This is a genomic window from Halobacillus shinanisalinarum (assembly GCF_022919835.1).
GTDB lineage: Bacteria > Bacillota > Bacilli > Bacillales > Halobacillaceae > Halobacillus_A > Halobacillus_A shinanisalinarum.
This window is the reverse complement of record NZ_CP095074.1, coordinates 2428980-2442157: the sequence shown is the minus strand read 5'-3', so window position 1 is coordinate 2442157 and position 13178 is coordinate 2428980. Positions and strand designations below refer to the sequence as shown.

The 13178-nt window shown below is 46.3% G+C and carries 10 protein-coding genes, 3 rRNA genes and 1 other RNA gene; 1 reads left to right on the top strand and 13 read right to left on the bottom strand.

The features are described from left to right. Positions 1-38: 38 nt before the first annotated feature. From MUO14_RS12010 to tadA, 11 genes are all read right to left on the bottom strand, one after another. Entirely contained in the window at positions 39-221 is a 183-nt protein-coding gene (locus tag MUO14_RS12010) for a sigma factor G inhibitor Gin (protein ID WP_244755426.1), read from the bottom strand. A 360-nt stretch (positions 222-581) separates the two neighbouring features. Next, positions 582-695: ribosomal RNA gene (gene rrf / locus MUO14_RS12005) — 5S ribosomal RNA — on the bottom strand. Positions 696-762: 67 nt separating this feature from the next. Further along, positions 763-3681 (bottom strand): 23S ribosomal RNA (locus MUO14_RS12000). A 230-nt stretch (positions 3682-3911) separates the two neighbouring features. After that, positions 3912-5479 (bottom strand): 16S ribosomal RNA (locus MUO14_RS11995). Together the 16S, 23S and 5S rRNA genes form the textbook arrangement of a ribosomal RNA operon. A gap of 369 nt (positions 5480-5848) precedes the next feature. Continuing rightward, positions 5849-6112 carry a pro-sigmaK processing inhibitor BofA family protein gene (locus tag MUO14_RS11990; RefSeq protein WP_244755425.1) on the bottom strand — a complete coding sequence of 88 codons (264 nt, stop codon included), beginning with the start codon at positions 6110-6112 and terminating at the stop codon, positions 5849-5851. 70 nt (positions 6113-6182) lie between these two features. Further along, positions 6183-6401: a YaaL family protein gene (locus tag MUO14_RS11985; protein ID WP_244755571.1), complete on the bottom strand. Its 219-nt coding sequence runs from the start codon at positions 6399-6401 to the stop codon at positions 6183-6185. Positions 6402-6409: 8 nt separating this feature from the next. Next, positions 6410-7006, bottom strand: coding sequence for a recombination mediator RecR (gene recR, locus MUO14_RS11980; RefSeq protein WP_244755424.1), 597 nt, complete (start codon positions 7004-7006; stop codon positions 6410-6412). A 12-nt stretch (positions 7007-7018) separates the two neighbouring features. Further along, positions 7019-7339, bottom strand: a complete 321-nt coding sequence (locus tag MUO14_RS11975) for a YbaB/EbfC family nucleoid-associated protein (RefSeq protein WP_244755423.1) — start codon at positions 7337-7339, stop codon at positions 7019-7021. A 26-nt stretch (positions 7340-7365) separates the two neighbouring features. Next, a complete protein-coding gene (dnaX, locus tag MUO14_RS11970; protein WP_244755422.1) occupies positions 7366-9066 on the bottom strand; it encodes a DNA polymerase III subunit gamma/tau in 1701 nt (566 codons plus the stop codon). A gap of 226 nt (positions 9067-9292) precedes the next feature. Beyond that, positions 9293-9557: signal recognition particle sRNA large type (gene ffs, locus MUO14_RS11965), an RNA gene on the bottom strand. 51 nt (positions 9558-9608) lie between these two features. After that, positions 9609-10091, bottom strand: a complete 483-nt coding sequence (gene tadA, locus MUO14_RS11960) for a tRNA adenosine(34) deaminase TadA (RefSeq protein WP_244755421.1) — start codon at positions 10089-10091, stop codon at positions 9609-9611. 86 nt (positions 10092-10177) lie between these two features. Here tadA and MUO14_RS11955 point away from each other — a divergent pair, with 86 nt between their 5' ends. Then, entirely contained in the window at positions 10178-11467 is a 1290-nt protein-coding gene (locus MUO14_RS11955) for a glycoside hydrolase family 18 protein (protein ID WP_244755420.1), read from the top strand. A gap of 63 nt (positions 11468-11530) precedes the next feature. On the opposite strand, the gene MUO14_RS11950 is transcribed toward MUO14_RS11955, so the two are convergent. Together MUO14_RS11950 and MUO14_RS11945 are read right to left on the bottom strand one after the other, a co-directional pair. Continuing rightward, positions 11531-12298 carry a DUF3891 family protein gene (locus MUO14_RS11950; protein ID WP_244755419.1) on the bottom strand — a complete coding sequence of 256 codons (768 nt, stop codon included), beginning with the start codon at positions 12296-12298 and terminating at the stop codon, positions 11531-11533. Between the two features lie 284 nt (positions 12299-12582). After that, a complete protein-coding gene (locus MUO14_RS11945) occupies positions 12583-13095 on the bottom strand; it encodes a type 1 glutamine amidotransferase domain-containing protein (protein WP_244755418.1) in 513 nt (170 codons plus the stop codon). Between the last annotated feature and the right edge of the window lie 83 nt (positions 13096-13178).

Here is a 13178-nt window from a genome sequence, read left to right as displayed (position 1 = left end):
AAACCACTCCTAAATTACAGGGTGGCTTAACAATCCTATTACGACACAATGATAGAACGGTGGGCTTTATTCATTTGTTGAACAAAAAACTGATATTTGGGGTCATCTGCTGGGGTTTCTACCATTTCCCTTTCACAAGTGTGGCAAATATAAACTTGCAACAAGTGAATACCATTATCTGTTTTTCTTGAACAAATACTACAGCTTTCAGTAAACTTCATAATTAACGGCCTCCTAGAGAAGAATCTTTTATTTACCCCTAGTATCTCCGAATCTATTAATTCTATACTTGAAAAAGTAAAAAATAATAAGACTACTATGATTTAAGAATGCAGTCGTTTGATTACTGATATCTAAAATGATCTACACAGTGGTTCTATTCATCATGAGTGACATTTATTGATAATGATACAGTATGAACTAATCAGAAAAATGTTCATATTAAACTGCACAAAGCCAAAGTAATTAAAGTGTTTATTAAATTCTATGTAGTGAGGTATCTCCTGCATAAACTGGATCTATGGGAGTGCGATTTTAAAGCAAACAAAAGAGCCTTGGAAAAAATCCAAGACTCTTGTTTGACGTGGCCGCGTCCTACTCTCACGGGGATCGACCCGACTACCATCGGCGCTGAAGAGCTTAACTACTGTGTTCGGCATGGGAACAGGTGTGACCTCTTCGCTCTCGCCACCACATCATAAAGTATGAGGGAAACCCTCAAAACTGGATAAGACAGGCAAGACCAAACGATTCAATTTTGATATAGATAAGTCATCGATTGATTAGTATCCGTCAGCTTCACGTGTCACCACGCTTCGACCTCGGACCTATCGACCTCATCGTCTCTGAGGAATCTTACTTACTTGGCGTAAGGGGAAATCTCATCTCAAGGGGGGCTTCATGCTTAGATGCTTTCAGCACTTATCCCGTCCACACGTAGCTACCCAGCGATGCTCCTGGCGGAACAACTGGTACACCAGCGGTGTGTCCATCCCGGTCCTCTCGTACTAAGGACAGCTCCTTTCAGATTTCCAACGCCCACGACGGATAGGGACCGAACTGTCTCACGACGTTCTGAACCCAGCTCGCGTACCGCTTTAATGGGCGAACAGCCCAACCCTTGGGACCGACTACAGCCCCAGGATGCGATGAGCCGACATCGAGGTGCCAAACCTCCCCGTCGATGTGGACTCTTGGGGGAGATAAGCCTGTTATCCCGGGGTAGCTTTTATCCGTTGAGCGACGGCCCTTCCATACGGTACCGCCGGATCACTAAGCCCGACTTTCGTCCCTGCTCGACTTGTAGGTCTCGCAGTCAAGCTCCCTTGTGCCTTTACACTCTGCGAATGATTTCCAACCATTCTGAGGGAACCTTTGGGCGCCTCCGTTACTCTTTAGGAGGCGACCGCCCCAGTCAAACTGCCCACCTGACACTGTCTCCGAACCGGATCACGGTCCTGGGTTAGAATGTCCGTACAGCCAGGGTGGTATCCCACCAGCGCCTCCACCGAAGCTAGCGCTCCGGCTTCTCAGGCTCCCACCTATCCTGTACAAGCTGTACCAACATTCAATATCAGGCTACAGTAAAGCTCCACGGGGTCTTTCCGTCCTGTCGCGGGTAATGCGCATCTTCACGCATAGTATAATTTCACCGGGTCTCTCGTTGAGACAGTGCCCAAGTCGTTGCACCTTTCGTGCGGGTCGGAACTTACCCGACAAGGAATTTCGCTACCTTAGGACCGTTATAGTTACGGCCGCCGTTTACTGGGGCTTCGGTTCAACGCTTCGCGCCAAGCGCTAACGCATCCCCTTAACCTTCCAGCACCGGGCAGGTGTCAGCCCCTATACTTCGCCTTACGGCTTCGCAGAGACCTGTGTTTTTGGTAAACAGTCGCTTGGGCCTTTTCACTGCGGCTCCTCGGCAGAGGAGCACCCCTTCTCCCGAAGTTACGGGGTCATTTTGCCGAGTTCCTTAACGAGAGTTCTCCCGCTCACCTTAGGATTCTCTCCTCGCCTACCTGTGTTGGTTTGCGGTACGGGCGCCTCTTTCCTCACTAGAGGATTTTCTTGGCAGTGTGAAATCAGGAGCTTCGGTACTCTAGTTCCCTCCCCATCACAGCTTGACGTTGCCGAGCGGATTTGCCTGTCTCGACCGTCTCACTGCTTGGGCGCACACATCCAGTGGTGCGCTCTCCTTATCCTCCTGCGTCCCCCGTCGTTCAAACGGAAAGGAGGCGGTACAGGAATATCAACCTGTTGGCCATCGCCTACGCCTTTCGGCCTCGGCTTAGGTCCCGACTAACCCTGAGAGGACGAGCCTTCCTCAGGAAACCTTGGGCTTTCGGTGAAAGAGATTCTCACTCTTTTTTCGCTACTCATACCGGCATTCTCACTTCTAAGCGCTCCACCAGTCCTTACGGTCTGACTTCGCAGCCCTTAGAACGCTCTCCTACCACTGATCCCTAAGGATCAATCCGCAGCTTCGGTGGTGTGTTTAGCCCCGGTATATTTTCGGCGCAGCGTCACTCGACCAGTGAGCTATTACGCACTCTTTCAATGATGGCTGCTTCTAAGCCAACATCCTGGTTGTCTAAGCAACGCCACATCCTTTTCCACTTAACACACACTTGGGGACCTTAGCTGGCGGTCTGGGCTGTTTCCCTTTCGACCATGAACCTTATCACCCATGGTCTGACTCCCAGAACAAAGTCGTTGGCATTCGGAGTTTGACTGAATTCGGTAACCCGGTAGGGGCCCCTCGTCCAATCAGTGCTCTACCTCCAAGACTTTCTATTCTGAGGCTAGCCCTAAAGCTATTTCGGAGAGAACCAGCTATCTCCGTGTTCGATTGGCATTTCACCCCTACCCACACCTCATCCCCGCAATTTTCAACTTGCGTGGGTTCGGGCCTCCAGTCAGTGTTACCTGACCTTCACCCTGGACATGGGTAGATCACACGGTTTCGGGTCTACGACCGCCTACTGCTTCGCCCTATTCAGACTCGCTTTCGCTGCGGCTCCGCTGCTTTAGCTTAACCTTGCAGACGGTCGTAACTCGCCGGTTCATTCTACAAAAGGCACGCCGTCACCCATCAATGGGCTCCGACTACTTGTAGGCGCACGGTTTCAGGATCTCTTTCACTCCCCTTCCGGGGTGCTTTTCACCTTTCCCTCACGGTACTGGTTCACTATCGGTTACTAGGGAGTATTTAGCCTTGGGAGATGGTCCTCCCGGATTCCGACGGAATTCCTCGTGTTCCGCCGTACTCAGGATCCACTCCGGAGAAAAGAAGATGTCGACTACAGGGCTCTTACCTGCTCTGGCTGATCGTTCCAGATCGATTCATCTATCCTCTTTTTTTGTAACTCCAAAGGAGTGTCCTACAACCCCAGAAAGCAAGCTTTCTGGTTTGGGCTGTTTCCGTTTCGCTCGCCGCTACTTGGGAAATCGCGTTTGCTTTCTCTTCCTCCGGGTAATGAGATGTTTCAGTTCCCCGGGTCTGCCTTCCCTTACCTATGTATTCAGTAAAGGATCCTGCTCCATTACGAGCAGGGGGTTCCCCATTCGGAAATCTTCGGTGCATAGCCTACTTACGGCTTCCCAAAGCATATCGGTGTTAGTCCCGTCCTTCATCGGCTCCTAGTACCAAGGCATCCACCGTGCGCCCTTATTCACTTAACTATCGTCGTGAAAAGACGTTAAAAAATTGATGTTTGATGTCTTGTCATCCCGTGTCGATCTCTATCTAAAGAGGATCGTCACGTTCTGATCATCTTATCCAGTTTTCAAGGTTCACATTGAAAGATCGTTTGATCTCTCAAAACTGAACAACCAACCAGGTACGTCTTCCGTATGCGGCAGCTTCCCGACATTCTCGAAAGAGAAAGAGGTCGCCTTGCATATGTCCTTAGAAAGGAGGTGATCCAGCCGCACCTTCCGATACGGCTACCTTGTTACGACTTCACCCCAATCATTGGCCCCACCTTCGGCGGCTGGCTCACATAATGTGTTACCTCACCGACTTCGGGTGTTGCCAACTCTCGTGGTGTGACGGGCGGTGTGTACAAGGCCCGGGAACGTATTCACCGCGGCATGCTGATCCGCGATTACTAGCGATTCCGGCTTCATGCAGGCGAGTTGCAGCCTGCAATCCGAACTGAGAATGGTTTTATGGGATTTGCTACACCTCGCGGCTTCGCTGCCCTTTGTACCATCCATTGTAGCACGTGTGTAGCCCAGGTCATAAGGGGCATGATGATTTGACGTCATCCCGCCTTCCTCCGGTTTGTCACCGGCAGTCACCTTAGAGTGCCCAACTGAATGCTGGCAACTAAGATTAGGGGTTGCGCTCGTTGCGGGACTTAACCCAACATCTCACGACACGAGCTGACGACAACCATGCACCACCTGTCACTTGGTCCCCGAAGGGAAAACCCTATCTCTAGGGTGATCCAAGGATGTCAAGACCTGGTAAGGTTCTTCGCGTTGCTTCGAATTAAACCACATGCTCCACCGCTTGTGCGGGCCCCCGTCAATTCCTTTGAGTTTCAGCCTTGCGGCCGTACTCCCCAGGCGGAGTGCTTAATGCGTTAACTTCAGCACTAAGGGGTGGAAGCCCCCTAACACCTAGCACTCATCGTTTACGGCGTGGACTACCAGGGTATCTAATCCTGTTTGCTACCCACGCTTTCGCACCTCAGCGTCAGAAACAGACCAGAGAGTCGCCTTCGCCACTGGTGTTCCTCCACATATCTACGCATTTCACCGCTACACGTGGAATTCCACTCTCCTCTTCTGTCCTCAAGTTCCCCAGTTTCCAATGACCCTCCACGGTTGAGCCGTGGGCTTTCACATCAGACTTAAGGAACCGCCTGCGCGCGCTTTACGCCCAATAATTCCGGACAACGCTTGCCCCCTACGTATTACCGCGGCTGCTGGCACGTAGTTAGCCGGGGCTTCCTCGTTAGGTACCGTCAAGGTACCGCCCTGTTTGAACGGTACATGTTCTTCCCTAACAACAGAACTTTACGATCCGAAGACCTTCATCGTTCACGCGGCGTTGCTCCGTCAGACTTTCGTCCATTGCGGAAGATTCCCTACTGCTGCCTCCCGTAGGAGTCTGGGCCGTGTCTCAGTCCCAGTGTGGCCGATCACCCTCTCAGGTCGGCTACGCATCGTCGCCTTGGTGAGCCGTTACCTCACCAACTAGCTAATGCGCCGCGGGCCCATCTGTAAGTGATAGCTAGAAGCCATCTTTTACCTTCCTCTCATGCGAGATAAAGGATTACCCGGCATTAGCCCCGGTTTCCCGGAGTTATTCCGATCTTACAGGCAGGTTGCCCACGTGTTACTCACCCGTCCGCCGCTCATTCCACAGGCTTCACCCCCGAAGGGGATCCGCCTGCTTCCTGCGCTCGACTTGCATGTATTAGGCACGCCGCCAGCGTTCGTCCTGAGCCAGGATCAAACTCTCCATAAAAGTTAAAGTTTGACTTGCTCATTTGCACACCGAATGTGCTTGTTTGAATTCTCTCTATTTAATAGAAAGAATATATTGACGTACTGGTTGGTTCGTTCAGTTTTCAAAGATCAAAAGATTGCTTGCCGCTTCAAAACAGCGACTTAATTAATATATCATGGTGAGTAAGTTAAGTCAATAACTTTTTTCATGATTTGTTGTTGATCCGTTGGTCTGTCGCGCTCTTTTAATGCGACAATTTATAATGTAACATGACATAAAATACATTGCAATAGTTTTTCAAAGAAAAATAGAAAAATGAATTTGATAGATGAAGACGAAGCTACGCACAAAAAAAGAAACGGATAGAGAAATTCTTCTCTTCCGTTTCTATAGCACCCACAAATGAATAGCTGTTAATGAGAGCACGCCTGGTATTCCTAATATTGCGGAAGCAACAGCTGTAAATCCATTAATAGGAACGTGTAAACCGAACTGCGCTCCAAATAAGTTAACAAAGAATAATAGTACAACAGCAATGACTACTCTCATTAATGCTTGTCCCACCCATTTGATCGGAGAAGCAGGCAATCCAACTATTAATAACAACGGGATAGCTAAGGCTAATATCAGAATGACAAACACCGGATCCATAAAAACCCCCTCGGAGAAAATACTTGTTTAAGACAAGTTATGATTCCATACAGGAGGTTATACCTTTATTTCACGACAAAGCATTTAATTTTCGGTGTCTTGCCTCTCTCAACATATAAAAATATTTTGCTTTAGCTAGTGATAAATCTAGCAACCCTTCTTCACTAGGCTCAATACTATGCTCAATAATGTTGTCCAAAGTTTCCCACTCATATTTCAATTTCTGAATGTCTGTTAGTAACTGCTGGTCTATTTCTTTTCTCTTTGTTTTCTTTCTAAAAATGATCATCACCCACTTTACAGTTCTCTTCGACCTTCAAGTGCTTTCGATAAAGTGACTTCATCAGCATACTCTAAATCTCCACCTACCGGCAGACCATGGGCAATTCTTGTTATACGAATACCGGACGGTTTTACAAGCCTTGAGATATACATCGCTGTGGCTTCCCCTTCAATATTTGGATTCGTTGCCAAAATCAACTCTTCCACACCCTCATCCTTGAGGCGGTTAATAAGGCTTTCCACATTTATATCCTCAGGGCCGATCCCATCCATTGGAGAAATCGCACCGTGAAGGACATGATATTTTCCACTAAACTCCTTCATCTTCTCCATGGCAATGACGTCTTTTGGATCTTGAACAACACATATAATGGATTTATCACGAGATTCATCCTGACATATGGTGCAAGGGTCATTGTCTGTGATTTGCCCGCAGATGGAGCAATGAGTCAGCTCTCGTTTGGCACTGACAAGTGAATTTGCAAAATCCAAGACATCATCCTCTTCCATTTCAAGGACGAAAAAAGCCAGACGGACAGCCGTCTTAGGGCCGATCCCTGGCAGCTTCGTAAAACTGTCAATCAGTTTAGATATCGGTTCAGGATAGTACATGGAAAATCCCCCCTAAAACATTCCTCCACCAGGCATACCTTTCGTAAACTCTCCCATAGTATCGTTTGTTTTGTCTTCCACTTGCTTAAGGACATCGTTTGTTGCTGCAATGATTAAATCTTGAAGCATTTCTACGTCATCAGGATCGACAACTTCTTCATTAATTTCAACATCTGTTACTTCCTTCTTCCCATTAGCTACGACTTTAACCATACCGCCGCCTGCTGTTGCTTCAAATGTCATTTCATGAAGTTCCTCTTGAGCCTTCATCATTTTCTTTTGCATTTTTTGCATTTGCTTCATCATATTGTTCATATTTCCTCCACCACGCATGGTAATTCCTCCTTTATTCTTTCCTATTAATCATGAATTTCGATGATATCGTCGCCTGCAAGTTTCCTTGCTTCTGAGATGAGCGGATCGTCGTCGCCTTTTTCGGCAGGTTCTTCCTCATCATCATGGCTCCCCTTTTGCTTTCTCACATATTCCTCACGCAGGTCTTTCCAATTCGCTTGAGGAATCGGAATAATGGACAGTGGTTTTCCAGTAAATTCTGTCAGCAATGGTTCAATTGTTTTTTGATGCTCAAGTGCTAAGGAACAATGAATATCATAGCGAAAGGCTAACACTAAAGCTTTCGGTGATGCAGCACTCGGTTTGCTGTTTAATAAGGTGGCATGAGCTGGTGCATTGGTTTGCTTCAGTCTTTCCATAAAATTCGCCCACTGCCCTTGTACTTTCTTTAACTCTTCTTTAGAAGCTTCGCTAAGTACAATACGAATGCGTTCATATGGTACATTATAACCGTTTCTGCTCGATCTTGCAGGGGTCCGCTTTTGAGCCTTAGGGGCTTGTTCCCCCTGATTAGATGCTGCAGGTGGGTTCGCTTTCAACCGGGCCAATTCTTTTTCCATTTGTTCAAGTTTCTGACTTAACTGGTTTATTGTTGTAGAATCAACTGAATTTGAAGTGTTCTCCTCGGTATCTACAATATTAAGGAGAGCAATCTCAATAAATACTTTCGGACTTGTTGTCCACTTCATTTCCTGTTGACACTTGTTCAACTCGCGAATCGTGTTTTGAATCCAATTGGCATTTAACTCCTTAGACAAGTGATGAAAAAAGTCGTCAGGGATGGCACGTTCTAGGTTATGCTGCAGGTCAGGGGCACTTTGGAATAAAAGAATATCTCTCAAGTAGTAGATTAAATCAAAAACAAAGCGGCCTGGATCCTTTCCTTGCTGAATCAAGTCATCGACGGCTTCAAGGGCTCCTTTTACTTCTTGTTGATGAAGTGCTCGAATCACTTCGGCTAATTTCCCTTGTGAAACTGAACCCGTCACAGCAAGCACATCTTCTGTGGTGACTTCCTCCTCACTGTAGGAAATGGCTTGATCAAGTAAACTGAGCGCATCCCTCATTCCACCCTCGGCGGTTAATGCGACGATTTCGAGGGCCTCTTGGGCAATACTTAACTGCTCGGCGGACGTGATTTTCTCCATCCGTTCAACCATGGCCTGCTGTGTAATTCTCTTAAAGTCGAAACGCTGACATCTCGAAATAATTGTTAAAGGAATCTTATGAGGTTCTGTCGTTGCCAAAATAAAAATGACATGCTGAGGAGGTTCTTCTAATGTTTTCAAAAGAGCATTGAAGGCGCCCATTGAAAGCATGTGGACCTCGTCGATAATATACACCTTGTACGAAACAGCACTTGGTGCATATTTGACTTTATCACGAATTTCGCGGATTTGCTCTACACCGTTGTTTGAGGCTGCATCAATTTCAATGACATCTGAAATCGACCCATCTTGTATACCAAGACAGGCTGAGCATTCATTACATGGCTCTTTCACTGGAGCATGTTCACAGTTAACGGCTTTAGCAAAAATCTTCGCAGCACTTGTCTTCCCTGTTCCGCGTGGTCCAGAAAATAAGTACGCATGAGAAAACTTGTCCTGCTCTATCGCATTTTGCAGTGTGCGTGTAATATGAGTTTGTCCAACGACATCCTCAAAGTTTCTAGGACGCCAGACGCGATATAGTGCCTGATAGCTCATACAACCGTTCTCCCTTTTTAGTCTCTCCTTCATTATACCCGAATGTGGGATGTAATGTGAACCTTCCAATCACACATCGAACCCAGCAATTTTAAACATGACTAAATCTAAAAAAAGTCCCGCTCCCAAAACAATACCAGGACGTAAAATTTCATATTTCTTTTCTATAGAAAAAAAGAGCCGTTATGACAAGATCACAACGACTCCGTTCTTTTAGCATATGTAACCGTGCACCCGCCTTCGATAGCACGACCCCAAGCGTTACTCATGTTCATGGCTCGACCCAGGCGCTCCCGCGGCACACGAGAGAGTCAGCTTACTGCTGCTTCCTTCCGGATCTGACAGGGTTCACTGGTTCTCGTTGCGCAGGACCTGAGTGTCAACACCACTCCCATAAGGCTGCCTCGAGATCGAACTACCTCGGGCGGGAGTTCGGCCTCGCTATAGCGGATTGCGAGTACAGGGCACCGCTACCTCCCCGCTTAGCACGGTATTTCCAAGTATAGCGACTTTTATAATAAAATGCAATGGAAAAAATCAACTTAATTGTCCATGCCCCTGTGACGCTTCTTTTTATCCCGAAGTTCTCTAAAAAAGTCCTTTAGTATTTCTCCGCAATCGTCTTCTAAAATCCCACCCAATACAGTTGCCTGGTGATTAAAACGATCTTCATTAAGTAGATTCATTAATGTTCCTGCACAGCCTGCTTTAGGATCAGATGCACCAAAAACAACCCGTGGGACTCTGGATTGAACGATTGCCCCCGCACACATCGGACAAGGCTCTAAAGTTACATAGAGGGTACAATTCTCAAGGCGCCAGCTCCCTACAGCTTGATTTGCCTTTTCAATTGCAATAAATTCTGCATGCGAAGAAGCTAGTTGTGATGTTTCACGTTGATTAAAGCCCATGGCGATCACTTCATCTTGATATACAACTATTGCCCCGATAGGCACCTCGCCGATCGCTTTTGCTTGTTCGGCTTGTTGTAGGGCTAGCTGCATATAATATTCATCTTTATCCATGGTTACCCCCTCGTTTATCATAATGTAAGAATAAAATGATCCTTCCCCCACATACATTGATAATAGCTGAGGAAGGAGTGTATGTAGTGCAAATTCATGTAGTAACATCAGGTGACTCTGTCTATTCTATTGCTGCCCAGTACGGAAGTACCCCCAGTGCAATTATCGAGGCAAACGAGCTAGAAACACCAGGAAATCTTGTCGTGGGGCAGGCCATTGTCATCCCAGGTCAGGGTCAATTTTATTTTGTCCAGCAAGGCGATAGTTTATATGAGATCGCTAATCAATTTGGGACAACTGTCGAGACGCTGATCCAAGTAAACCAATTGCAGCCTAACCAAATACTCCCTGTTGGTTACCGCCTCTACATCCCACAGGAAGCCTCCATGGAGATTACGACAAATGCCTACATCGAACCAACTGGCGGACAGGTATCGGACGTATTGCGAAGTTCGGCCGAACAACGAGCGCCTTTGCTAAGCTATTTAGCACCTTTTAGTTATGAAATACAGGAAGACGGATCACTTACAGCCCCACCGCTTGATAATTTCAGGGCGATTGCTGAAGCGAATAATGCTTCTTTAATGATGGTCGTAACCAATCTAGGCGAGGAAGGGTTCAGTCAAGAATTGGGGCGAACGATTTTGACGAATGAACAGCTGCAAAACACATTGCTAGATAATATTGTTCAAACGGCCCAATCAGTAGGTTTCCAAGATATTCACTTTGACATGGAATTTCTGCCTCCTGAAACTAGAGAAAATTACAATCAATTTTTACGTAAAGCAAAACAAAGGTTTACAAATGAAGGGCTTCTTCTATCTACAGCCCTAGCACCAAAAACTAGTGCAGAGCAGGAAGGCGCCTGGTATGAGGCACATGATTATCAAGCACACGGGGAGATTGTTGACTTCGTAGTGTTAATGACATATGAATGGGGATACAGCGGCGGTCCAGCAAGGGCGGTTTCGCCAATTGGCCCTGTCACAGAGGTCGTTAACTATGCTTTATCCGTTATGCCTGCCGATAAAATTTTACTCGGGCAAAATTTATATGGATATGACTGGACGCTGCCTTATGAGCCCGGCGGTGAAATCGCCGATGCCGTCAGCCCTCAACAGGCGATTCAAATTGCTCGGGAAAATAATGTCGCCATTTCCTATAGCGAAGAAGCTCAGGCTCCTTTCTTCACTTATACTGATACTTCGGGAAATCAACATGAAGTTTGGTTTGAGGATGCTCGCTCCATTCAGGCAAAATTTGATCTCATCAAGCGATTGAACTTAAAAGGGATTAGCTACTGGAAGCTCGGTTTATCTTTTCCACAAAACTGGCTCTTATTAGGCAGCCAATTTACCATTGCAAAGAACCAGTAACCGTGTGCCTGCTTCAGACAGCCATTATCATTACCCTCATGGCTGTCTGCCACGGTTTACAATTTACTCCCCTTGTATGAAGGTAACCGTTCGTTCCCTCAATTCAGCTTGCGAGAAGGCATCCGCAAGACCAATTTGTTCCACTTCACTGCATGAGACAATGCGATAGGGGATCGTCACTTCAAAAGATGATTCAAAAGGAAACGGATCTAAAGACACATGTTCAGTGTCCACCCAATAAGGCATCACACCATCCGGAGCGACATCAAACCGCTGACGAAAGCCCTCTCTAAACCATTCAACCTCATTCTCTTTTGACACACCCGGCTCCTGCATACAAACATAGAGCGATAAATCATCACAGAACTGCAACCGTTCAAAATGGGTATGGTACAAATCTTTAGGTACATCCATCTTCATTTCTTCTGCCAGTTTCAGGCGACGGTTCTCCTCACCGTCTATAAAAGAATCAATGCGGTCATCTTCACTATCCTTTGAAAAGAAGGATTGATAATGTAAACTGCACAACATCGCCCCGTACTTCGACTCCTCAGACACCTCTTCGATCCCCCGCTGATAAGCAGCTAATTTTTCTTCTAGCGGATAATCAATAAATGTGTAAGGGCGCTGCTTTTTTTCATTCCATGACGGTTGATCATCTAACGGGACCCAGGCCCTGTCATGCTGTCCGACAGCCCAGTCTGCTTCTTCCCTTAGTTTTGAGCGCAATAAAAACTTTTGCTTCCATTGTATCGCCAATTTGCCTGAGAGTAATGCATGGTCATGTTGCTTTATCATAAGAAATTGATTCCCTTGGTGCTGAACAATCATATAATTCCCTCCTGTATGTATGATCATATATATACTGTATCGTGGTGAGAACGAGACTTGAGGTGATAAATGGTGGAATTTAAAGCAGAGTCAGTTACTGCGTGTACCTTTAAACCTATGGAAATTACATACTCCCATTATAGTTCAATCATAGTTTCAACTGCAAAGAACGAAACGGGGCTTCGAGAAACTTTAGAAAAAAGTACCCGCATGCAAATATATAAGATAGTAAAAAGCCACGAAGGGTAATTCTTCGTGGCTCCTTACTTATTTGAAAAATCTAGTTATTTTAAAAGTTTACTGGCTTCATGGTTAAACGCAGGAATATCATCAGGCTGACGACTTGTTACGAGCTGATCCTGACAAACTACTACTTCTTGATCTTTGTAATCAACACCAGCGTACTCCATATCAACAGCAATTGATTTGAAGCCTGTCGCTGTACGTCCTTCTAATGACTTTGCTGTAATTAACAGCTGTGGACCATGGCAAATGGCAAAGACGGGTTTCTTTTCATCCATAAAATGCTTCGCGAATTTGACGAACTTTTCGTCACCACGAAGTTGATCAGGTGAGAATCCCCCAGGAATGAATAGGGCGTCAAAATCACCAGGCTTCACATCATCGATGGAAGCATCAACCTTAACGGTTGCTTCCCCCTGTTTACCTGTCACTTCTTTACCAGCTTTCCATTCAATCGTTGTTATATCGTGACCTTCTTTTGCAAAAGCATCTGCCGGCTGCGTATATTCCACATCTTCAAACATTGACGTTATGACGCAAGCAATCCTACTCATATCGAAATCACTCCTTGAATGTTTTTGGTAATGTAGTCACAATTTCTACGTTCCCGCTGTTTTACCAAAATAAACAAGAATGT

Bases quoted from the DNA above. Each gene is read 5' to 3' on its own strand.
- MUO14_RS11945 (WP_244755418.1), bottom strand. From the start codon at position 13,095: ATGAGTAGGATTGCTTGCGTCATAACGTCAATGTTTGAAGATGTGGAA.
- MUO14_RS11985 (WP_244755571.1), bottom strand. From the start codon at position 6,401: ATGATCATTTTTAGAAAGAAAACAAAGAGAAAAGAAATAGACCAGCAG.
- dnaX (WP_244755422.1), bottom strand. From the start codon at position 9,066: ATGAGCTATCAGGCACTATATCGCGTCTGGCGTCCTAGAAACTTTGAG.
- MUO14_RS11990 (WP_244755425.1), bottom strand. From the start codon at position 6,112: ATGGATCCGGTGTTTGTCATTCTGATATTAGCCTTAGCTATCCCGTTG.
- recR (WP_244755424.1), bottom strand. From the start codon at position 7,006: ATGTACTATCCTGAACCGATATCTAAACTGATTGACAGTTTTACGAAG.
- MUO14_RS11950 (WP_244755419.1), bottom strand. From the start codon at position 12,298: ATGATTGTTCAGCACCAAGGGAATCAATTTCTTATGATAAAGCAACAT.
- MUO14_RS11975 (WP_244755423.1), bottom strand. From the start codon at position 7,339: ATGCGTGGTGGAGGAAATATGAACAATATGATGAAGCAAATGCAAAAA.
- tadA (WP_244755421.1), bottom strand. From the start codon at position 10,091: ATGGATAAAGATGAATATTATATGCAGCTAGCCCTACAACAAGCCGAA.
- MUO14_RS12010 (WP_244755426.1), bottom strand. From the start codon at position 221: ATGAAGTTTACTGAAAGCTGTAGTATTTGTTCAAGAAAAACAGATAAT.